Source organism: Nonomuraea bangladeshensis (assembly GCF_039529455.1).
GTDB lineage: Bacteria > Actinomycetota > Actinomycetes > Streptosporangiales > Streptosporangiaceae > Nonomuraea > Nonomuraea bangladeshensis.
Genome location: NZ_BAAAMV010000005.1, coordinates 536,957 through 558,848, shown reverse-complemented (window position 1 = coordinate 558,848; position 21,892 = coordinate 536,957). Strand labels below are relative to the sequence as shown.

The 21,892-nt window shown below is 73.2% G+C and carries 20 protein-coding genes; 11 read left to right on the top strand and 9 right to left on the bottom strand.

The genetic code is table 11. The features are described from left to right. The first annotated feature begins 1 nt into the window (after position 1). Positions 2-2,950, top strand: a complete 2,949-nt coding sequence (locus ABD292_RS18505) for an FAD-binding and (Fe-S)-binding domain-containing protein (protein WP_344208706.1) — start codon at positions 2-4, stop codon at positions 2,948-2,950. After that, positions 2,947-3,684 carry an SDR family NAD(P)-dependent oxidoreductase gene (locus tag ABD292_RS18500; RefSeq protein WP_344208704.1) on the top strand — a complete coding sequence of 246 codons (738 nt, stop codon included), beginning with the start codon at positions 2,947-2,949 and terminating at the stop codon, positions 3,682-3,684. The genes ABD292_RS18505 and ABD292_RS18500 overlap by 4 nt, the downstream gene beginning before the upstream one ends. 8 nt (positions 3,685-3,692) lie before the next feature. Here the strand turns inward: ABD292_RS18500 and hpnH are convergent, their stop codons facing one another. The 7 genes from hpnH to ABD292_RS18465 form a co-directional block, all read right to left on the bottom strand. After that, complete coding sequence (gene hpnH / locus ABD292_RS18495; RefSeq protein ID WP_344208702.1) at positions 3,693-4,697, bottom strand: adenosyl-hopene transferase HpnH; 1,005 nt, start codon at positions 4,695-4,697, stop codon at positions 3,693-3,695. After that, on the bottom strand, positions 4,694-5,314 hold the full coding sequence (locus ABD292_RS18490; protein ID WP_344208700.1) for a phosphorylase family protein: 621 nt from the start codon (positions 5,312-5,314) through the stop codon (positions 4,694-4,696). Before ABD292_RS18490 ends, hpnH begins: the two co-directional genes overlap by 4 nt. Further along, positions 5,311-7,191: a squalene--hopene cyclase gene (shc, locus tag ABD292_RS18485; protein WP_344208698.1), complete on the bottom strand. Its 1,881-nt coding sequence runs from the start codon at positions 7,189-7,191 to the stop codon at positions 5,311-5,313. Before shc ends, ABD292_RS18490 begins: the two co-directional genes overlap by 4 nt. 1 nt (position 7,192) lies before the next feature. Further along, positions 7,193-8,185: a polyprenyl synthetase family protein gene (locus ABD292_RS18480; protein ID WP_344208696.1), complete on the bottom strand. Its 993-nt coding sequence runs from the start codon at positions 8,183-8,185 to the stop codon at positions 7,193-7,195. Continuing rightward, the gene (gene hpnE, locus ABD292_RS18475; RefSeq protein WP_344208694.1) at positions 8,182-9,525 is read right to left on the bottom strand and encodes a hydroxysqualene dehydroxylase HpnE; all 1,344 of its coding nucleotides are present in this window, start codon (positions 9,523-9,525) and stop codon (positions 8,182-8,184) included. The genes ABD292_RS18480 and hpnE overlap by 4 nt, the downstream gene beginning before the upstream one ends. A gap of 10 nt (positions 9,526-9,535) precedes the next feature. Next, positions 9,536-10,414, bottom strand: a complete 879-nt coding sequence (gene hpnC / locus ABD292_RS18470; protein ID WP_344208692.1) for a squalene synthase HpnC — start codon at positions 10,412-10,414, stop codon at positions 9,536-9,538. Between the two features lie 157 nt (positions 10,415-10,571). Continuing rightward, on the bottom strand, positions 10,572-11,294 hold the full coding sequence (locus ABD292_RS18465) for a polysaccharide deacetylase family protein (RefSeq protein WP_344208690.1): 723 nt from the start codon (positions 11,292-11,294) through the stop codon (positions 10,572-10,574). Positions 11,295-11,336: 42 nt separating this feature from the next. Here ABD292_RS18465 and ABD292_RS18460 point away from each other — a divergent pair, with 42 nt between their 5' ends. Then, a complete protein-coding gene (locus ABD292_RS18460; RefSeq protein ID WP_344208688.1) occupies positions 11,337-12,494 on the top strand; it encodes an MGDG synthase family glycosyltransferase in 1,158 nt (385 codons plus the stop codon). Here ABD292_RS18460 and ABD292_RS18455 read toward each other — a convergent pair. After that, positions 12,390-13,250: a DMT family transporter gene (locus tag ABD292_RS18455; RefSeq protein WP_344208686.1), complete on the bottom strand. Its 861-nt coding sequence runs from the start codon at positions 13,248-13,250 to the stop codon at positions 12,390-12,392. The genes ABD292_RS18460 and ABD292_RS18455 overlap by 105 nt on opposite strands. Next, positions 13,247-14,149 (bottom strand): squalene/phytoene synthase family protein, encoded by a 903-nt coding sequence (locus ABD292_RS18450; RefSeq protein ID WP_344208684.1) that lies wholly within the window; start codon positions 14,147-14,149, stop codon positions 13,247-13,249. The genes ABD292_RS18455 and ABD292_RS18450 overlap by 4 nt, the downstream gene beginning before the upstream one ends. Before the next feature lie 413 nt (positions 14,150-14,562). On the opposite strand from ABD292_RS18450, the gene ABD292_RS18445 reads away from it, so the two are divergent. The 8 genes from ABD292_RS18445 (at position 14,563) to ABD292_RS18410 (ending at position 21,890) form a co-directional block, all read left to right on the top strand. Next, entirely contained in the window at positions 14,563-15,222 is a 660-nt protein-coding gene (locus tag ABD292_RS18445) for a DUF998 domain-containing protein (protein WP_344208682.1), read from the top strand. A gap of 37 nt (positions 15,223-15,259) precedes the next feature. Further along, positions 15,260-15,634, top strand: a complete 375-nt coding sequence (locus ABD292_RS18440) for a YciI family protein (RefSeq protein ID WP_344208680.1) — start codon at positions 15,260-15,262, stop codon at positions 15,632-15,634. 57 nt (positions 15,635-15,691) lie between these two features. Then, a complete protein-coding gene (locus tag ABD292_RS18435; RefSeq protein ID WP_344208678.1) occupies positions 15,692-16,960 on the top strand; it encodes an RNA polymerase sigma factor in 1,269 nt (422 codons plus the stop codon). A 203-nt stretch (positions 16,961-17,163) separates the two neighbouring features. Further along, positions 17,164-18,660: an arabinofuranosidase catalytic domain-containing protein gene (locus ABD292_RS18430; RefSeq protein WP_344208675.1), complete on the top strand. Its 1,497-nt coding sequence runs from the start codon at positions 17,164-17,166 to the stop codon at positions 18,658-18,660. Between the two features lie 256 nt (positions 18,661-18,916). Beyond that, positions 18,917-19,717 (top strand): TNT domain-containing protein, encoded by an 801-nt coding sequence (locus ABD292_RS18425; RefSeq protein WP_344208673.1) that lies wholly within the window; start codon positions 18,917-18,919, stop codon positions 19,715-19,717. A gap of 82 nt (positions 19,718-19,799) precedes the next feature. Further along, complete coding sequence (locus tag ABD292_RS18420; protein WP_344208671.1) at positions 19,800-20,165, top strand: hypothetical protein; 366 nt, start codon at positions 19,800-19,802, stop codon at positions 20,163-20,165. Between the two features lie 61 nt (positions 20,166-20,226). Further along, positions 20,227-20,733 (top strand): SigE family RNA polymerase sigma factor, encoded by a 507-nt coding sequence (locus ABD292_RS18415; protein WP_344208669.1) that lies wholly within the window; start codon positions 20,227-20,229, stop codon positions 20,731-20,733. After that, positions 20,730-21,890 carry a hypothetical protein gene (locus ABD292_RS18410; protein WP_344208667.1) on the top strand — a complete coding sequence of 387 codons (1,161 nt, stop codon included), beginning with the start codon at positions 20,730-20,732 and terminating at the stop codon, positions 21,888-21,890. Before ABD292_RS18415 ends, ABD292_RS18410 begins: the two co-directional genes overlap by 4 nt. Positions 21,891-21,892: the final 2 nt, after the last annotated feature.

The following is a 21,892-nucleotide window of genomic DNA, read 5'->3' as shown; positions in this document are numbered from 1 at the left end:
GATGACCCGTCCTGCCACGCTTCCCACTCCCGCCCTCCGGACCGCGCAGCCCTACGTGCGGGTGCGCGACCTGGAGCGGGACCTCGCCGCCGAGGTCGACGGCGAGGTCCGCTTCGACCCCGGCAGCCGGGGCGCCTACTCCACCGACGCCTCCAACTACCGCCAGGTGCCGCTCGGCGTCGTCGTGCCGCGCACGGTGGACGCCGCGGAGGTCGCGGTGGCGATCTGCCGTGAGCACCGGGCGCCGATCACCTCGCGCGGCGGCGGGACCAGCCTGGCCGGCCAGACCTGCAACACCGCCGTGATCATCGACTGGTCGAAGTTCTGCCACCGCCTGGTCGCCGTGGACGAGCGGGCGCGTACCTGCGTGGTCGAGCCCGGGATCGTCCTGGACGACCTCAACCGGCGGCTCAAGCCGACCGGCCTGATGTTCGGCCCGCGCCCGTCCACGCACTCCCACTGCACGCTCGGCGGCATGATCGGCAACAACTCGTGCGGGTCCACCGCCCAGCTCTACGGCAAGACCGCCGACAACGTCGTCCGGCTGGAGATCCTCACCTACGACGGCACCCGCATGTGGGTGGGTCCCACGAGCGACGAGGAGTACGCCAGGATCACCGCCGAGGGTGGCCGCCCGGCCGAGATCCTGCGGCGGCTGCGCGACATCATGAGCGAGCACGCCGACGAGATCCGCCGCCGCTACCCCGACATCCCGCGCCGGGTCTCCGGCTACAACCTCGACCAGCTGCTGCCCGGCGGGCCGTTCGACGTGGCGCGGGCCCTGGTCGGCTCGGAGGGCACGCTGGTCACCGTGCTCCGCGCCGAGCTGGCGCTGGTGCCCGTACCGGCCGCGCGGAGCCTGGTCGTGCTCGGCTACCACGACATCGCCGCGGCCGGCGACGCCGTGCTGCCGATCACCGCGCATCGGCCGCTCCAGCTGGAGGGCATCGACGACAAGCTCATCGGCTACGAGACGCGCAAGCACATGCACGGGAAGGCGGCGGCCCGGCTGCCGGAGGGCGGCGCCTGGCTGATGGCCTCGTTCACCGGTGACGACCAGGAGGACGCCGACCGGCGGGCCCACGCGCTCCTGGAGGACATCGGCCGCGACGGGAACGGCCCCGACGTGGCGTTCTTCGACGACCCCGAGTCCGAGACGGAGCTCTGGGACCTGCGCGAGGCGGGGCTCGGCGCCACCGCGCGCGGGCCGGGCATGGCCGACACCTGGCCCGGCTGGGAGGACTCGGCCGTCCCTCCGGAACGACTCGGCGACTACCTGCGCGACCTGCGCCGGCTGCTGGACGAGTTCGGCTACGGCGACGCCTCCCTGTACGGCCACTTCGGCCAGGCGTGCGTGCACACCCGCATCCCGTTCGACCTGCTCACCGCCGACGGCGTGGCGGCCTTCCGCGCCTTCCTCGACCGGGCCGCGGACCTGGCCGTCTCCTACGGCGGCTCGCTGTCGGGCGAGCACGGCGACGGCCAGGCGCGGGCCGAGCTGCTGCCCAAGATGTTCGGCGACGCCGTCGTCACCGCGTTCCAGCAGGTCAAGGCGGTGTTCGACCCCGACGACCGGATGAACCCCGGCAAGATCGTCTCGCCCAACGGGATCACCACGGACCTGCGGCTGGGCAGCGCCTGGACGCCCGCCGAGCCGGAGACCGAGTTCGGCTACCCCGACGACCAGGGCAGCTTCCAGCGGGCCGTGATGCGCTGCGTCGGCGTCGGCCAGTGCCGCAGCCACCAGGGCGGCGTCATGTGCCCCTCCTACCGGGCCACCGGCGAGGAGGAGCACTCCACCCGGGGCCGCGCCCGGCTGCTGTTCGAGATGCTGAACGGCCACCGCGACTCCACCGTGACCGACGGCTGGCGCTCCACGGCCGTCCACGACGCCCTCGACCTGTGCCTGGCCTGCAAGGGCTGCAAGCACGACTGCCCGGTGGAGGTGGACATGGCCACGTACAAGGCCGAGTTCCTCGCCCACCACTACGCGGGCCGGCTCCGGCCCGCCGCCCACTACAGCATGGGCTGGCTGCCGGTGTGGGCGCGGCTGGCCTCGTTCGCGCCCGGCCTGGTCAACGCCGTGACCCACGCGCCCGGCCTGGCCCGGCTGGTCAAGCGGCTGGGCGGGCTGGAGCCGGCCCGGCCGCTGCCGTCCTTCGCGGGGATCCGCTTCAGCGACGCCTACCGCCGCCGGGGGCCGCGCGGCAGCGGCGACCTCGGCGAGGTGCTGCTGTGGCCGGACACCTTCACCGACAACCTGGCCCCGCGCATCGGGGCCTCGGCCGTCGCCGTGCTCGAATCCGCCGGCTACCGGGTGATCGTGCCGCCGCGCACCCTGTGCTGCGGGCTGACCTGGATCTCCACCGGGCAGCTCGGCGTCGCCCGCCGCGTGCTGCGGCGGACCCTGGACACGCTCGCGCCCCTGCTCAGGAGCGGCATCCCGATCGTCGGGCTGGAGCCGTCCTGCACCGCCGTCTTCCGCGACGACGCGGCCAACCTGCTGCCCGGCGACCAGGACGTCACCCGGCTGGCCGAGCAGACGAAGACCCTCGCCGAGCTGCTCACCGGCACCGACGGCTGGCGGCCGCCGCGCATCGACCGCGCCGCCGTCGCCCAGCCGCACTGCCACCAGCACGCCGTGCTCGGCTACGAGGCCGATCAGCGGCTGCTCCAGCAGGCCGGGGTCAAGCTCAAGACCGTCGGCGGCTGCTGCGGCCTGGCCGGCGACTTCGGCTTCACCGCCGGGCACCTGAACACCTCGCTCGCCTGCGCCGAGCACGAGCTGCTGCCCGCCGTCCGCGAGAGCGAGCCGGGCACGCTCGTCCTGGCCGACGGCTTCAGCTGCCGCACCCAGCTCGAACACACCAAAGCCGCGGACCGCCCGCTCCACCTGGCCGAACTCCTCGCCCAGGCGAGCACCCGGCTCACCTGCGGGCCGACGCGATGAGGCTCGCGGACGCCCACGTGCTGATCACCGGGGCCTCCTCGGGGATCGGCGCGGCCACCGCGCACGCGCTGGCGGGCACCGGCGCCCGGCTGACGCTGGCGGGCCGCGACCGCGAACGCCTCGCGGCCGTCGCCGCGGCGACGGGCGGGGACATGGTGGTCTGCGACGTCGCCACCCAGGCCGAAGAGCTCGTCACGCGGGCCGGTCACGTGGACGTCCTGGTGAACAACGCCGGGGTGGGGTGGGCCGGGTCGTTCGTGGAGATGCCGGCCGGCAGCGCCGAACGGCTGCTCGCCGTCAACCTCGCCGCGCCGATCGCGCTGACGCGGCTGCTGCTCCCCGGGATGCTGGCGGCGGGGCGCGGGCACGTCGTGTTCGTGGCCTCCATCGCGGGAGCGGTGGGCGTGGCGCGGGAGGCCGTCTACTCGGCCACGAAGGCGGGGCTGGTGGTCTTCGCCGAGGGCCTGCGCCACGAGCTGCGCCACGCGCCAGGGGTCGGCGTGTCCGTCCTGCTGCCGGGGGTGGTGAACACGCCCTTCTTCGTCCGGCGCGGCGCCCCCTACACGCGCGGCTGGCCGGCGCCGATCCCGCCCGAGCGGGTGGCGCGGGCCGTCGTGGCGGCGATCCTGCACGGCCGGCCCGAGTCGTTCGTGCCGGGCTGGCTCAGGCTGCCGGCCAGGCTGCGCGGCGCGGCGCCCGGACCGTTCCGGCTGCTCGCGCGGCGCTTCGGCTGACCTTTCGCTCAGCCGCTCCTGATGGCCCGCAGCGACTCCTTCAGCGAGCCGAGCGTGGCGAGGACGGCGGTGGGCTCGTAGCCGCAGTGCGCCATGCAGTTGTCGCACCGCGGGTCGCGGCCCCGGCCGTAGGCCGACCAGTCGGTGTCCTCGATCAGCTCGCGGTAGGTCTGGGCGTACCCGTCGGCCATCAGGTAGCAGGGCCGCTGCCAGCCGAACAGCGAGTACGAAGGGATCGCCCAGGCCGTGCACGGCAGCTCCGTCAGGCCCTCGAGGAAGTCCAGGAACAGCGGCGAGTGGTTGAACCGCCAGCGGCTCCGCCTCCCGCCCTTGAACGCCTCGCGGAACAGCTCGCGCGTCTCCCGCACGCCCATGAACCGATCCTGGACCGGCGCCTTCTCGTACGCGTACGCGGGCGAGATCATCATCTGGTCCACGGCGAGCTCGTCGTTGAGGTAGTCGAGCACCTCGATGACGGTCTGCGGGCTGTCGGAGGAGAAGAACGTCGTGTTCGTGGTCACCCGGAAGCCGCGCCGCTGGCACTCGCGCACGGCGGCGACCGCCTCGTCGAAGACGCCCTCCTTGCACACCGCCGCGTCGTGGCGTTCGCGGACGCCGTCGATGTGCACGGTCCAGGCGAAGTAACGGGAGGGCTCGAACTCGTCGATCTTCTTGGGGATCAGCAGGGCGTTCGTGCACAGGAAGACGTACTTCTTCATGCCGACGAGGCGGCGGACCAGCTCGCCGATCTGCGGGTGCATGAGCGGCTCCCCGCCGGCGATCGAGACCATGGGCGCGCCGCACTCCTCGATGGCCGCGACGGCCTGGTCCACCGGCATGCGCCGCCTGAGCACGTCGGCGGGGTGCTGGATCTTGCCGCACCCGGCGCATTTGAGGTTGCACGCGAACAACGGCTCCAGCTCGACCAGCAGCGGGAACTTGGTCCGTCCCCGGAGCCGCTGGCCGAGGATGTAGCCGCCGATGCGCAGGCTTTGCCGAAGCGGGATCGTCATGGCAGCGGTTCCTTGCGTAGCGGGACGGACACGGGTTCGGGGGCGACGGCCGCCGCCCAGTGCATCAGGAAGGGGCCGAGGGCGGTGAGCGTGCGCCGCGCGGCGAGGCCACGGGTCAGCGTCGCAGGCCGCAGCAGCGGCGCCCGCGGCGCGTCGACGATGACCCGGACGGCGGCGAGCGGCCGGTCCGCGGCGGCGCGGGCCAGCGGCCCGCTCTCCATGTCCACGGCCCGCACGCCCTGACCGGCGAGGCGGCGGCGTTCGGCCTCCCTGACGAGGTGGTCGACGGTGAGCAGCGGCCCGGTCCTGGCGGGCAGGCCGGCGCGGGCCAGCTCCTCCACGAGCAGGGCGGCCCAAGGACAGGGATGGGTCCGTCCCCTGAACCGGATCTCGTCGGCCACCAGGACGTCGCCCGGCCGGAGACCGGCGGCGACGGCGCCGCCGAACCCCACGACGGCGACCGCCCCCTGTCCGTGCAGGTGGCCGGCCGCGCGGGCGGCCCGGCGCGGGCCGATCCCGGTGGTGACCACCCTGACGTCCGTGAGGTGGGCCGGCAGGCCGCGCCTGATCGCGTGGGCCTCGATGCCGAGCGCGGCGCAGATCAGCAGGCCGGTCATCGGACGTCCGGCGGGGTGTCGCGGCGCAGGTAGCGCCCGAGGGCGCTGATCGGGAAGACGAGCCGGTAGAGGTGGTAGTTGATGTAGAAGTCGCCGGGGAAACCGGTGCCCGTGAAGTAGGGCTCGTCCCAGGTGCCGTCCGGCCGCTGGTGCTCGACGAGCCAGCGCACGCCGTTCTCCACTGCCGGAGAGCGTTCGCCGGCGGCCAGCAGGGCGAGCAGCGCCCAGGCGGTCTGCGACGCCGTCGAGGCGCCGCGGCCGATCCAGGCGGGGTCACGGTAGGAGCGCAGGTCCTCTCCCCAGCCGCCGTCGTCGTTCTGGTGCCGTTCGAGCCAGGCCACGGCGTTGCGTACGGAGGAATGTCCCGGGTCGACCCCGGCGGCGACGAGGGCCGGCACCACGGCCCCGGTGCCGTAGACGTGGTTGGCGCCCCAGCGGCCGAACCACGAGCCGTCCCGCTCCTGCGCCCTGAGCAGCCAGACCACGCCCCTGCGCAGCTCGGGGGAGTGGGGCCGCTCCTTGGCCAGGGCTTCGACGACGTGCGCGGTGACGTCGGCGGACGGCGGGTCGATCACCGCGCCGAAGTCGCAGAAGGGCAGCTTGGTGCAGAGCACGCGGTCGTTGTCGGCGTCGAACGCCCCGAAGCCGCCGTCGGAGCTCGCCATGCCGGCCATCCACCGGACCCCGCGCTCGATCGCCGGCCGTACGCCGGGGACGTCCAGCCTGCGCAGCGCCAGGATCACCTCGGCGGTGTCGTCGATGTCGGGATAGCCGTCGTTGTCGAACTCGAACGCCCATCCGCCCGGCGACAGTCCGGGCCTGCGCACGGCCCAGTCGCCCGTCGTGGTGATCTCCTCGCGCAGCAGCCAGGCGGCGGCTCCGGTGAGGGCCGGGTGGTCGGCGGGCGTCCCGGCGTCGAGCAGGGCGTTGACCGCGAGCGCGGTGTCCCAGACGGGGGACTGGCACGCCTCCAACCGGCGTCCGTTCTCGTCCCTGATGGTGAACCGGTCGAGTCCCTTGATGGCTTTGGTCAGCACCGGATGGTCGAGCCGGTAGCCGGCGAGGTGGAGCGCGATCACCGAGTAGACCCACGGGGGCTGGATGCCGCCCCAGGAGCCGTCGGCCTCCTGACGCGCGGCGATCCAGTTGATGGCGCGCCTCAGCGCGGCCCGCCGCAGGATCGGCGAAGGGCGCCGCTCGTAGCGGTGCAGCGCCCTGTCGAGGACGCCGAAGGCTCTCTCCCAGCCTCCGCCCGCGGCCCGGCGCGGCTCCCGCCCGGTGCGCAGCTCGGCCAGGTCGAACGGGAGCCGGCGCACCGGCCGGCACGCGGTCACGACGGTCAGCGGCACGATCGTCTGCCTGGCCCAGCAGGCCCAGTCGTAGATGTTCAGCGGGAACCACGGCGGGAGGAACATCAGCTCGGGCGGCATGACCGGCAGCCGCCGCCACGGCCACTCCCCGAACAGCGCCAGCCAGATCCGGGTGAACACCCGGCTCGCCTCGATGCCGCCCATGTCCAGGATCGGGCCGCGGGCGGCGCGCATGTGCGCCGCGTCGGGCGGGTCGCCGGCGAGCCGCAGCGCGGCGTACGCCTCGACGGTGGTGGACAGGTCGGCGGGTCCTTCGTGGAAGTTGGCCCAGGTGCCGTCGGCCCGCTGCTGCGAGCGGATCCACCGGCCCGCCTCCGCCGTGTCCCGCTCGGTGCGGATGCCGAGGAACTGCCGCAGCAGCAGGTCCTCGGCGTCCATGGTCACGTTGGTCTGCAGCTCGCCCTTCCACCAGCCCTCCGGGGACCGCAGGCCCAGCAGGTGGTCGCAGGCGCTCTGGAGGGCGTGCTCGGCTCCGGTGAGCACGTTCCGGGTCTCAAGAGTCGTCATGTCAGTGGTCCCTGGATGCGATGAATCGGGCGAGGTGCAGGAATTCAGCTCGTACGTCCGCGGGCAGGTCGGCCTCGTCGAGGCACCGGACCGCCGCGTCGAGCCGCCGCCCGGCCTCCGCCTCGGCCCACGCCCGGCCGCCCGCCTCCTCGACCAGGCGGGCGGCCTCGTGCAGGTCGGCCTCGGCGAGCGGCTCGGGCCTGGCCAGCAGTGCGGCGAGCCGCCGGCCGGCCGCGGTCCCGCCGGTGAGCGCGGCGACGACGGGCAGGCTCTTCTTACGGGTGCGCAGATCGGCGAGCACCGGCTTGCCCGTCGCCTCGGTGCTGCCCCAGATGCCGAGCAGGTCGTCGGCCAGCTGGAAGGCCAGGCCCGCCTCGGCCCCGAACGCGGCCAGGGCGCCGGCCAGAGGCGCGGGGCCGCCGGCCGCCGTGACGCCGATCGAGCAGGCGCAGGCGAGCAGCGAGGCGGTCTTGCACCGCGACATCAGCAGGCACTCCTCCCTCGTCACGTCGTCCCGGTCCTGGAACTCCAGATCGAGGGCCTGGCCCGCGACGAGCGCGAGCACGGCGTCGTTGAGCGCGCGGGCCGCCGCCGCACAGCCCTGTTCCAGCAGCAGCTCCCCGGCCAGGGTGAGCAGGGCGTTGCCGCAGAGGAGGGCGTGGGGGCGGCCGAAGACGGTCCAGGCTGCCGGTCGGTGCCGGCGTACCGGGTCGTCGTCCATGACGTCGTCGTGCAGGAGCGAGAAGGCGTGCACGAGCTCCACCGCCGCGGCGGCGGGCAGGCAGCGCTCGACGTCCGCTCCGGCCGCCCGGCCGGACAACACCGCGAGCGTCGGCCGCAGTGCTTTGCCGCCGCCCGCTTCGCCGCCGTCCGCCCAGCCGAAGTGATAGCGGGCGACGCGCGCGGAGAGCGGGTCGAGACGGCCGACGGCCTCGCGCAGCACCGGCTCCACCAGCTCGCGGGCGGCCTCGGCGGCCGGCAGGGTCAGGGTCATGGCGTCGTCTCCTGACGTCGCAGGTGCCGCCTGACCAGGCCGGCCGCGTGCAGTCCACTGCGTACGGCCCCTTCCATGGTGTCGGGCCAGCCGGTGTCGGTCCAGGCGCCGGCGAGGTAGAGGCCGGGCCAGTGGGTGGTGCTGCGCGGGCGGAGCGCCCCGCTGCCGGGCGCCTGGCGGAAGGTCGCGCGCCGTTCTCTGGTGACGAAGAAGTCGGTCAGCCGGGCCCGGCGCGCGGCGGGCAGGACCGAGCGCAACGCGGGGACGAACACCTCGCGCAGGTCGGCGGTCGGCCGGTCGATCCAGGTGTCCGCGACCGACACGGACACCGCGAGGTACTGGCCCCGGCGCAGGCCCGCGACGCGGGTCTTGTCGAACACCCACTGCACCGGCGAGTCCGTGACCGCGACGAACGGCGCCGGCATGACCGGGCGGTCGTAGACGGCGTGCACGTTGATGATCGGGCTCGCGTCGAGGGCGGTCCACGTGTCCCTGCCGGGCGCCGCGTCCAGGGGCACCAGCTTGGCGGCCTGCTCGTGGCGGGTGGCCACGATGACCGCCGACGCCCCGATCCTGGCGCCGTCCACGACGACGGCCGGTCCCGGCTCGATGGCGCTGACCTTCGCCCCCACCCGTACGTCGCCGCCGCGCCGGACGATGGCCGCCCTGGCGGCGGTGTCGTGCAGCTCGCCCAGAGGGACCAGGGGGATGCCCAGGTCCGCGGCGTCCGGCCGGCCGAGCAGCGCGGTCTTGAACACCTTCACGGCCGGGCCGAGCGCGGCCTCCTCGACGCCCGTGTTCAGCGCCGCCACGGCGAGCAGGTCCCACAGCGCCTGCCGTGCGGGTGCCCGCTGGCCGTGCGCGGCGAGCCAGCTCCCGAACGTCACCTGGTCGAGGACGGGATCGGCCGGATCGAGCCTGCTGAGCGCGATGGAGCCGCGCAGGGCGCGGACCCGGTCGCCGGGGCCGAGCAGGCGGTAGCCGGCGAGCGCGGGCACGAAGTGCAACGGTCCCGGCAGTGCGGCCCGGCGCAGCCGCCCCGACCGGCCCGCCGCGCTCAGCACCCGCACGTCGAACCGGCTCTGCAGATCCACCAGCGCGGTGCCGCCGATCCGGTCGAGCAGCCCACGGTAGGCCGTGCAGCAGCGGAGGAAGACGTGCTGGCCGTTGTCCACCGTCAGCCCGTCGCGCTGGAAGGAGCAGGCCGCGCCGCCCAGCCTCGGGCGGGCCTCGTACAGCGTCACGCGGTGCCCGGCCTCGGTGAGCGCGACGGCCGCCGAGATGCCGGCCAGGCCGCCGCCGATCACCGCCACCGGCTCGGAGCCCGGCCGGGGACTCATCGCGGCCCCCTCATGCCGAAGGAAGGCGTTGGAGCGCCGGATCGGACGATCTCGTGGTCATGAGGACCCGCGCCCACGCCGCGAGCAGGCGCAGGCGGCGCGGGCGCACGGCACGGCCCAGGACGTCGTAGCGGGCGGCGGCCAGCGCGGCCAGGGTCGCGTGACCTCCCGCGACATAACCCGCCGCCGCCGTACGGGCGAAGCCGGCCAGCGTGGCGACGATCGCCTCCCCCTCGCCCAGCAGCTTCGCGGCCCGCGCGGCCTGCACGGCGACCGCCGCGCGGAGCGGCGGGGAGGTGGCCGTCGCCGCGAGATGGCCGTCCGGGCAGCCGGCCCGCCGCAGGTCCTTCTCCGGCAGGTAGACGCGTCCGCGCCGGTAGTCCTCGCCCACGTCCTGGCAGTGCTCGATGATCTGCAGCGCCGAGCAGACGCGGTCCGACAGGGCCAGCCGGGCGTCGCTCACCTCGCCGAACACGTGCAGCACGAGCCGGCCGACCGGGTTCGCCGAGAGCGCGCAGTAGCCGAGCAGGTCGTCGAACGTCTCGTAGCGGGTGACCGACTGGTCACGCCGGTTGGCCTCGATGAGGTGGTGGAACGGCTCGGCCGGGATCGCGCACTCCCGGACGGTGGGGGCCAGCGCGCGGACCGGCCGCAGCCGCGGGGTCTCCCCGTCGTAGAGCCGCGCCAGGTCGGCCTCGAACTCGTCCAGCAGGCGCAGCCGGTCACCGGAGGGCTCCTCGTCGCCGACGTCGTCCACGGAGCGCGCGAAGCCGTACACGGCCATGAGGTGGTCGCGGTGCCGGCGCGGCAGCAGCCGCGAGGCCACCGGGAAGTTCTCCCGGCGGGCCTTTTTCGCGAGCTCCTGTGAATAGCCCTTCCGTGACAACACGACAGGGAAATTATCCGTCGCCGGGCAGCGCAAACCTGAAGGTGATTCGTTTCCGTTCCATTGGCTCCGCATTTACTTTTCGGGGCCGCCGGTAAATTGGCGTTTGAATGCGCGGGGAAAGGGGACTCGCCATTATGGAAACCCGCTGCACCGGCATTTAACGGCGGCTCGCCGCCACGCCGTGGTCGCGCAGCGGCCCCACCCGCAGGCCCATGAGCCGGCAGCGCTCCACGAGTGCGGGGAGGGCGTCGAGCGCCGATCGCCAGGAACCAGGAACGGAGGCGTGGTCGGAGTCATGCAGCAGGACGGTCGCTCCTCCGCGCAGCCCGGCCGTCACGGTGGCGAGGACCGAGCGCGCCGTGGCGGCCGCCTCCCAGTCCCGGCCCCAGTCGGTCCACAGCACGGGACGCAGCCCCAGCGCGCGGGCGGAGACCAGCGCCTCCAGGCTGAGCGCCCCGTAGGGCGGGCGGTACCAGGCCGCGCGGACCCCGCAGACCTCCCGCACCAGGGCGGCGGCGCGGCCGATCTCGGCCGTCAGCCGGCCGGGCGGGGCGATCAGGGCGTTGCCGTGCCGCCAGCCGTGCACGGCCAGCTCGTGGCCCTCGGCCACGATGCGGCGGCCCAGCCCCGGATGGCGTTCGAGCAGCTCGCCGAGGACGAAGAAGGTCGCGTGGGCGCCGAGGCGTCCCAGCTCGTCCAGGAAACGCGGGGTGGAGCCGGGGTGGGGGCCGTCGTCGAAGGTGAGCGCCACGTGGCCGGGGTCACCGGCGCCGGCCAGCGCGGGCATCCGGCGACGGACCGGCGGCAGCCAGGTGGCGGCCGGGGCCGCGTGCAGCAGGGACAGGCAGGCCAGCCCGAGCGGCAGGGCGAACCGGCTCATCGTCGTGCCGCTCGTCCGCCCGGGGGAGCGGGGAGGCGGCGGGTGCTCATCCTCACCGCGTCCATGGGCAGCGGCCACGACGGGGTCGCCGCCGAGCTGGCCGCGCGGCTCGCGGCCGAGGATGCCGACGCGCGGATCATCGATGTCCTCCTGCTCTTCCCGCTCCGGCTGGGACCGGCGCTGCGTCATGGGTACCGCTGGATGATCCTGCGCGCCCCCTGGCTCTACGAGCTCATCTACCAGGTCTTCTTCGTGGGCAAACGGGCGCCGGGGACGTCTCCGCTCACGGTGCTCGCGGCCGCCCGCCTGCGCCGGCTCGTCGAGGACTGGCGGCCCGACGAGGTCGTCTCGACGTTCCACCTGGCCGCGCAGATCACCGGGCGGCTGCGCGAGCGCGGCGGGCTGCCGTGCCCGAGCACGGTGCTGGTCACGGACTTCGCGGTGCACCGGTTGTGGTTGCACCAGGGCAACGACCGGTACCTGTGCCCGAACCCCGACATAGTTGGATATATAGCCGCATGCACCCGTCGGCCGGCGTTGCGCTGCGCGCCGGTCGTCCGCCCGGTGTTCGGGCAGGCGGTGGCCGATCCCGTACGGGTGGCCCGCGGCGTGGGCGCGGACCCCGGCGCCCGGCTCGTCCTGGTGTCGGGAGGGTCATGGGGAGCGGGGGAGATCGTCGCGACCACGCGCGCTCTGGCGCGGTCGGGGCGGTACACGCCGCTCGTGCTCTGCGGGGACAACGCGGCGCTGCGCCGCCGCCTGCGCCTGGCCGGACTGGGGCCCGCGCTCGGCTGGCGCGACGACGTCCCCGAGCTGATGGCGGCCGCGTACGCCCTGGTCGACAACGGTTCCGGCCTGACCTGCGAGGAGGCGTTCGCCGCCGGGCTGCCGGTCGTCGTCCACCGGCCGATCAGCGGCCACGGGCGCGACGGCGCGCGGGCGATGGCCGCGGCCGGGGTGAGCGCGTGCACCGGCGACGCGACCGCGCTGCTGGAGGCGCTGGACCGCCTCGCCGACGCGCGGGCGCGTGGGCGCCAGGCGGACCGCGCCTCCGCCCTGTTCGCCGCGATGCCGGCCGAGGCGGGTCTCGTCTCCTCACCGAAGGGGAGTGTTCTGGGCCTGGACGATCGGCGAGCGGGCCAGTTGGATGACGCCGTAGGCCATGCTCCCGATGCCGATCGCCTCGAACACGATCCATGAGCCGGAGCGGATGGGCTCCCCGAACAACAGCCCGCCGTAGAGGATGCCGGCGATGGGGTCGCTGATGGTCAGCGCGGGCTGCGCGATCACCAGGGAACCGCTGTGCAGGGCGTGCTGCAGAAGGAGCAGGCTGCACAGGCCGGCCAGCACCATCGCGTACAGCTGCCAGGACCGCGGCAGCGCGCTCAGGTCCTCCTCGGCGATGGCCGTGCACCTCTTGATGAGCGTCGCGGTGAAGGCGAAGCCGATGCCCGCGGCGACGCCCAGCGCCGCGGGCCGCAGCGCTCCCCTCGCCAGGACCCCCACCGCGACCAGCGCGGCCACGACGGCCGCGGTCACGGCGGTGGCGACGATCCAGCCGATCGCGTCGGGCAGCCACCGCCCCACGTCGGGAGCCGCCGCGATGAGGAAGATCGCGAGCCCGGCCGACAGCGCGCCGATCGCCAGCCAGGTGCGCCGATCCAGGACGATGCCGAACGCCATCGACAAGATGATCATGGTGAACGGCAGCTCGACCACCATGACGGGCTGGACCAGGGCGACGGCTCCGCGCGACAGCGCGGCGGCCTGGAACAGGAAGCCGCCGATCAGCGCCGTGATCCCCCACAGCCACACCGGTTTCCGCACCAGCGCCAGGATCAGGCCCGCCTGCGCTGCCGGCCCCTGCGGCACCGTCAGCGCCGCGCGGCGCTGCAGGACCGACGCGACGGCGTTGCACAGCGCCGCGAGCACCGCCAGCAGCGCGGCTGTGATCAACGGAACCCGGCGCGATCGGCCGGCCGGCCTCTCGCGCGCCCGGCGCGGGCGAGGGCGCGCACCGCGACCACGGACTTCTCCTTCGTCGTCAGGGAGAGCCTGGCGGCCACCGCGCGACGGGGATCGGCCGAGATGCGGTCGAGCAGGCACCGGTAGATGCCGGCCATGGTGGCCGTGCAGGCGGCGCTGCGCGCGTCCAGCAGCGGCAGCAGGCCCATCCCGACGGTGAACCAGTCGCGCGCCCGGTCGGCCTCGAACCTGACCAGCTCGGCCAGGCGCTCCGGCGGGTCGACGAACCGGCCGGACGCGTCGACGTCCAAGGTGCAGCCGAACCGCTTGAGGTCCTCCGCGGGCAGGTAGATCCGCCCGGCCAAGCGGTCCTCGCGCAGGTCGCGCAGGATGTTGGTGATCTGCAGGGCCACGCCGAGCGCGTCGGCGAGCGGCGTGGCAGCCTCGGCGTCGTCCGAGCCGAACACGCCCAGCGAGAGCCGCCCGATCGAGCCGGCGACGCACCGGCAGTAGCCGACCAGGTCCTCGAACTCCGTGTACGTCCTGCCGTGCACGTCGGCGACGCAGCCGTCCACCAGGTCGGCGAACGCGCCGAGCGGGATCGGATAACGGCGCGCGGCCTCGAACACCGCCACCAGCACGAGGTCGTGCGCCTCGGGGACGGGCGCGCCGAGCGTCTCGCGGACCGCCGACAGCCGGGCCAGCCGCTGCCCGGCCGGGCCGTCGCCGTCGGCGATGTCGTCGATCCTGCGGGCGAGCGCGTAGACGGCGCTCAGCGCACGCCGCTTGGGGACGGGGAGCAGCCGCAGACCGTACGAGAAGTTGCGGGCCTGACTGCGCATGATCTGCTCGCAGTGCCGGTACGCCTTCTTCGAATGCTCGGACATCATGGCAGCGACGGCCGTTTGCGTATTTTTCCCCATGGCATGGATGAGGGCTGTCCGCTGGCTCGTGGCGATAAACCCGAGCGTCGGCCGGAAAGGGAGCCGCCGGACATGACCGGGCCATTTGTTTGCGCGCGGTTGAAGAATCCCGCCACCTATTTGTTTCGCTCGGTGAATGCCCGGAGACTTTCAGGACGACCGCGGCCGGGAGGGACCGCGCGGTCGCCCAGGGGCCGGGGCGGGGCCGGCCGGGCCGCCCCCGTCCGGCGGCGGTCGCGAGCCCCGCCGCCGGGCCGGGGTGCCGCGTCCCGAAAAGATCTTGAAAGATCTTGGGGGCGGGTGTCGAAATCGGCCCGCCCCGTTCGCAGCGTAGGCAGACGGTCCGGATGCGCCGGTCCCGCGACAGGAGGTTGACGACCATGACTCTGCAGCTCGCCCACACCCGCCCGGTCTCCACCCAGCGCCTGCTCCTCGGCTGCGGCGTCCTCGCCGGCCCCTTCTACGTGACGGTCGCCCTGGCCCAGGCGCTCACCCGTGAGGGCTTCGACCTGGCCCGCCACCCGTGGAGCTTCCTGGCCAACGGAGAGCTCGGCTGGATCCAGACCGTCAACTTCGTCGTCACCGCCCTCGCCACCATCGCCGCGGCCGCCGGCCTGCGCCGCGCCCTGACGCCCGGACGGGGAGCCCGGTGGGCGCCGGCCCTGGTCGGCGTGTTCGGCGCCGGCATGATCGGCGCCGCGGTCTTCCCCGCCGACCCCGCGATGGGCTTCCCCGCGGGGACCCCTGAGGGTCCGGGCGTCGTCACCCTGTCCGGGACCCTGCACATGGCCGTCGGCGGCGTCGGGTTCCTGTGCATGGCGGCGGCCTGCTACGTCATCGCCTCCCGGCAGGCCCGCCAGGGCCACGGCGGCTGGGCTCTGTACTCCCGCGTCACCGGCACACTGTTCCTCGGCTCGTTCGTCGGCATCGCGAGCGGCTCCGGCGCGGCCTGGACCAACCTGATGTTCGTCGTCGGCATCGTGGCGGTCTGGAGCTGGCTGTCGCTGGTGTCGCTCAGCCTGTCCCGTGACGCCGCCTGACCACCTGTAACACCTCATGACGAGAAGGAGATTCACGATGCGCTACCTGGTCACGTTCAAGGCCACCGCCCAGCCCGCCGGACCGCCGCCGGCCGACCTCATGGAGGCCATCTTCAAGCTCGGTCAGGAGGCCACCGAGGCCGGGGTCCTGCTCGACAACAGCGGCCTGGCCCCCAGCTCCGAGGGAGCCAGGGTCGAGGTGAGCGGAGGCCGGCTGACCGTCAGCGACGGGCCGTTCGCCGAGGCCAAGGAGCTGATCAGCTACGCCCTGTACGAGGTCAGGAGCAAGGAGGAGGTCGTGGAATGGACCACCCGTTTCGTCAAGCTGCACCGTGACCTGTGGCCGGGATGGGAGGGCGAGTCGGACGTCCTGCGGCTGTTCGGGCCCGAGGACTTCGCCCCGCCGGCCTGACCGGGCCGCTTCACCAGGCCGGGGACATGATCCCCGGCCTGATGGTATTCAGGACATATGACGGTAGCTGTTGCGCATCGGGCGGTGGAGGCGGTGTGGCGGATCGAGTCCGCCCGGGTCATCGCGGCTCTGGCCCGCATGGTCGGCGACATCGGACTGGCCGAGGAGCTGGCGCAGGACGCCCTGGTGGCCGCGCTCGAAGAGTGGCCGGTCAAGGGCGTGCCCGAGAATCCGGGGGCGTGGCTGACGCTCACGGCCAAGCACCGGGCCGTCGACCAGTTCCGCCGCCGCGACACCTACCAGCGCAAGCTGCAGGAGATCGGCATGGACATGGAGCTCCGCCAGGAGTCGGCGCAGGCCGAGCTGGACGACGCACTCGACGACCACATCGGCGACGACCTGCTCCGCCTGATCTTCACCGCCTGCCACCCCGCGCTCCCCGTCGAGGGCCGGCTGGCGCTCACGCTCCGCCTGCTCGGCAATCTGACCACCGCCGAGATCGCCCGCGCCTTCCTGGTCCCCGAGCCCACCGTCGGGCAGCGCATCTCGCGCGCCAAGCGCACCCTCGCCGACAAGAGGATCCCGATCGAGCTGCCGCCGCCCGCCGAGCTGCCGGCCCGGCTGGCCTCCCTCCTGGAGGTCATCTACCTGATCTTCAACGAGGGGTACGCGGCGACCGCGGGCGACGACTGGATCCGCCCGTCGCTGTGCCAGGAGGCCATGCGCCTCGGCCGCGTGCTGGCCGGGCTCATGCCGGAAGAGCCCGAGGTCCACGGCCTGCTCGCGCTCATGGAGATCCAGGCGTCGCGGCTCCCGGCCAGGACCGCCCCCGACGGCACGCCCATCCTCCTGCTCGACCAGGACCGCAGCCGCTGGGACCGGCTGCTGATCCGCCGGGGCCTGGCGGCGCTGCGCCGCGCCGAGGAGCTGGGCACGCTCGGTCCGTACGGGCTGCAGGCCGCCATCGCCGCGTGCCACGCCCGCGCGCTCACCCCGGAGGCCACCGACTGGGAGCGCATGGCGGCCCTCTACCGGCTGCTGGCCCACCTCACGCCCTCGCCGATCGTCGAGCTGAACCGGGCGGTCGCGGTCGGCATGGCGTACGGGCCCGCGCGCGGCCTGGAGATCGCCGACGGCCTCCGGGACGAGCGGGCCCTGCGGGGGTACGCGCATCTGCCCGCCGTACGCGGGGACCTGCTGGCCAAGCTGGGGCGGGCCGAGGAGGCGAGCGCCGAGTTCCGGCGCGCGGCCGAGCTGACCAGGAACGCCCGCGAGCGCGACCTGTTCCTGGACCGCGCCGCCGCACTCGGCGCCCGTCTGGCCTGAGCGCGCGGAGTTGACACCGGCCTTCGACGGCTATTGACAGTCGCCATCCCGGCGATGACACTTTGGTCGAAACACCTCGGAAATGTTGTGGCCATAAATGTTAGCGCTAACAAGTCGGTTTTCCAGCGACGCATGTTAGCGCTAACAATCATTCCCTTCACCGCCTGGCACCGCGCTGCCTCGCCGCACATGAAAGGCACATCATGGGTTTCTGGTCCTTGCGCCATTGGCGGCGGACGGCCCTCACCGTCGCCTCCTCGGCGGCGCTCGTCGTCACCGCGCTGGTCGCCGTGCCACCAGGCACCGCACAGGCGGCCGGACCGTCGTCCTGCGACATCTACGCGAGCGGCGGCACCCCGTGCGTCGCCGCGCACAGCACCACCCGTGCCCTCTTCGGCTCCTACAACGGCCCGCTCTACCAGGTGCGACGCTGGTCCGACGGCGCGACGGCCAACATCGGCGTGCTCAGCGCAGGCGGTTACGCGAACGCCGCCACCCAGGACTCCTTCTGCTCGGGCACGTACTGCACGATCGTCCGCGTCTACGACCAGACCTCGCGCCACAACGACCTCACGATCGCCCCGGGCGGCGGCGCGAATCCCACGGCCGACCAGGGCGCGAACGCGGCGGCCCTGCCCGTGACGGCGGGCGGCCACAAGGTCTACGGCATCTACATGTCGGCGGGCAACGGCTACCGCAACAACGCGACGAACGGCGTCGCCACCGGCAGCCAGCCCGAGGGCATGTACATGGTGACCGAGGGCACGCACGTCAACGACCGGTGCTGCTTCGACTACGGCAACGCCGAGACGAACAACATGGACACCGGCAACGGCGACATGGACGCGATCTACTTCGGCACGCTCTGCTGGTTCTCACCGTGCGCGGGCGGGCCGCGCGTCGCGGCCGACCTGGAGAACGGGCTGTTCGCCGGCGGCAACGGCTCCTGGACCGCGAACACCGGCCGCAACTCCGCGTTCGTGACGGCCATGCTGAAGAACAACGGCACCTCGACGTACGCCATCAAGGACGGCAACGCCCAGTCCGGCGGCCTGGCGACCCGGTACGACGGACCGCTGCCCACCCAGGCGGGCTACCGCCCGATGACCAAGCAGGGCGCCATCATCCTCGGCATCGGCGGCGACAACAGCAACGGCTCCGTCGGATCGTTCTTCGAGGGCGTCATGACCAGCGGCTATCCGAGCGACGCCACGGAGAACGCCGTGCAGGCCAACATCGTCTCCGTCGGCTACAGCAAGAGCGTCACCTTCCCCGTGAACGGAGCCACCTACCGGATCACGAACCTCGCGAGCGGCAAGGTGCTCGACGCGGTCAACTGCGGCACGGCCAACGGCACGCAGATCGACCAGTGGCAGGCGCTCGGCAACACCTGCCAGCAGTGGCGCTTCACCAGCGTCGGCGCGAACAAGTGGACGATCACCAACGTCAACGCCGGCAAGGTGCTCGACGCGGTCAACTGCGGGCTGGCCCTCGGCACGGCCGTCAACCTGTGGCAGCCGCTCGGCAACCTCTGCCAGCAGTGGGCGGTCGTGCCCGCGGGCAACGGGCGGTACGAGCTCGTGGTGGAGAACAGCGGCATGGTGCTCGACAACCAGAACTGCGGCACGGCGAACGGCACGCCGGTCCGGTTGTGGATGTGGCTCAACAACACCTGCCAGCTCTGGTCGATCGCACCGTAGAGCCGGCCCGCTCGCGCCGGCTCCTCCTCGACGGCCGCGCGGCCGTCGAGGAGGAGCGCCCCATACCCGACATCGAATACAAATCACCACATATGACAATTTAGCCTTCGAGCTTTGCTGTTCTCTTAGAGTGCCCGAGATTGCGATTCCGGCGATGGCGGGAATGTAGGAATCGATCACTATACGCGGCGCTTGGTCGTCCATTCTCTGGTGATCAGTTCTCATTCGTTCGCCATTGAGGATCGACGGGAAAGTCATGCCGGAAAACCGACGCGGCGCCATGCTGGCCGCCGCGCTGTGCACGATGTTGAGCGCCATGGGCGGCACGGCCGCGTACGCCGAGAGCGCCGTCCAGCCCGAGACCCGGCTCGTCCAGCAGCCGGAGCTCAGCACGCCGTCTTCGAGCAAGGACACGCCCACCGGGTCGGCCGCCGTCCCGGTGCCCGGCAAGCGGGTCTGCGGCCCCCCTTACATCACCGGCGACCCCGACCTCGGGCCGACCGTCCTGCCGAGAACCGGCTACCTGGGGGCGATCCTGCACGGCTACGTGCCGCTGGGCGGCCTCGCCCCGCAGCACTTCCTCGCCCGCTACTGGGACTACGACCTGCGCAACTACCGTTTCCCGCCCGACTCCGGCTTCGGCCGTTCCGGCAACTACCCGAACGGCCGGCTGCTGCTCAAGACGACCACCCTGCAGCCCGGCATGAAGCTCGACCGGTTCGGCAGCAACGCGGGCTCGTTCCTGGCGCCGATGGGCGACCTGTTCATCAGACGCGGACTGCCGCCGCGGAACCTGAACACCAGCTCCGCGGCCCCCATGAACCTGTGCAACTATCACGCGTTCGTCGTGAGGACCGCGTTCGGCGTCGAGGTGGGCCCGGCCGCTCCCGCGTTCCAGATGCCGGGCGGCGGCACGCAGTATCACGTGATCAGCAGGCTCGTCCCCGGGTTCCCGCAGACGAACGACGAGGTGCCGGTGAGCGTCCTGGTGGCCAGAGGGTTCCTGGAGGAGTTCAATCCGTTCGCGTCCGTCGATCTCGTGACCGCCGTCAAGTGAACCGGCCGGGGCCCCGCCGACCTCCCGTCGGCAGGGGCCCCTGACGTCGACCCGGCCGCGGCTGATGCCCCAGAATCACGCTGTGCGCCTCATCCTGAGGTCCGCCCTGGCAGGGGCCGCGGTGGCGTTCGCGCTGCTGCTGCTCCTCCACTGGCCGACCCGTGACTCGGACTCCGAGCTCAAGCTGCTGTCGGCGTTCGCGCTCGCGCCCTTCCCGCTCAGCCTGGTGGCCGCGTGGCTGGCCCGCCTGTCTCCGTGGCCGCTCGTGGGGATGCTGGCGCCGTTCGCCATGCTGGCGGTCGCCTTCCTCCAGCCGGACTACGGCTCCTGGATGCCCGACGGGAACCTCCCGCTCCACCTCTTCGTCGCCGTACCCGCGACGACCGGCTTCGTGGTCACCGCCCTGATCTGCGCCTGGCTCATGAGTGAGGCCAAGGCGACCGGGTGAGGTTCAACAGTTCGGGGGCTCGGTCCGTCTACAGGGGGACGGAACGAGGAAAGGTTGGATCTTGGAGGATGACTCCAGGTTCGAGAGCTTCGTGGCGGATCGCGCCGACGCGTTGCTGCGGTACGGCTACGTGCTCAGCGGCAACGCCCACGACGCGGCCGATCTGACGCAGGAGGCGCTGATCAGGCTGCACCGGGCCTGGCCCCGCGTACGGCGCAAGCAGGACCCCGAGGCGTACACCCGCACGATCATGGCCAGGCTGCACATCAGCGTCTGGCGGCGGCGCAGGCGGGAGCACCTGTTCGGCGAGGTGCCGGACGCACCCGTACGCCATGACCTGCTGCCGTCCGAGGCGGAGCAGGGGCTGTGGGAGGCGCTGAAGGGGCTGCCGCGCAAGCAGCGGACCGTGCTCGTCCTGCGCTACTACGAGGACCTGGCGGACGAGGAGATCGCCCGGGTGCTCGGGATCTCGCGCGGGACGGTGCGCAGCCACGCCTCCCTGGGTCTCGGCAAGCTGCGTTCCGCCCTGTCAGACGACCGTCGCGAGGCCGAGGAGGGCATTTCATGATGACCGAGGACGAGCGGGTGGAGGGCCTGCTGCGGAGCACCCTCCGGCACGCCGCCGAAGACGCGCCGCAGTCGCCGGCCGGGCTGCCCGGCCGGGTCGTGGCGCGGTCGCGGGGCAGACGGCGCGACCGGATGCGGATGCTGGCGGCGGTGGGGGGCACGGCGGCGGCCGTGGCCATCGTGACGACGGGGCTGGGCGGCGGCGGTGGCGTGGACGTGGCCACCGGCGTTCTCCAGCCGGTGCCGTCCACAGGCGTGAACGCGTCCGGCCGCGAGATCGGGTTGGAGGGCAAGCCGCCGCTGGGCGACCGATTGGTCGTGGACGACCCGGCGCTCGGCGGGGCTGTGGAGCTCTGGTACGCGCGGCGCTCCGACGGCGCCCTGGCCTTCTGCCGGCTGCACCGGAACAGGACGGGCGGGTCGTCGTCCTCCTGCAACGCCGGGCCGGTCAGCGGGGATGCGTCGTTCGAAGGAACCACCGAGTCGTGGCCGCCGCCCGAGAAGACGCTGTACTTCGGCGCGGCCGGCGACCGGGTCGCGGGGGTGAACGCCGTCTCGGCCACGGGACGAAGGACGCCCGGGCAGATCACGCGTCCGGCCGGCGCGCCCCGGGCCATCTGGACGGTCACCCTGCCCGCCTCGACGCGGGTGACGGGCTTCGAGTTCACCGACGCGCGGGGCCTGACGGTGGCCACGGCGACGCACACGCCGCTGACCGTGCCGGAGGCGACGGCCGAGCCGGTCGGTACGGTGCTGCGGCTGGGCGGCGGGCTGAGCGCCAACGTGTTCGACGTCCCCGACCGGACCCTGATCTGGCGGCTGGACGGGGATCCGGTGGCCGCCGACCTCGTACGCGCCAAGGATCTCCTGCGCGACCTGGGCGGGGGGAGGATCCCGGTGCTGCTGCACGAGCGCGAGCGCCGCTGGTTCGGCGTCGTGGCCGACCTGCGGACGACCGAGGTCGAGCTGGTCTTCCCGGACGGGCGCAGGGCGACCGCCACGACCAGGAAGGACCCGTGGGGGATCGGCGTGCGGTTGTTCGCGGGTAGGCACGGGCGCGACGGCGACATCTACGGGAAGGGCTTCGAGGTCGTCGGGTACGACGCCGCGGGCCGGGAGCTCTGGCGCGAGCCCTACGCCCCGACCGCGGGCCGATGAGC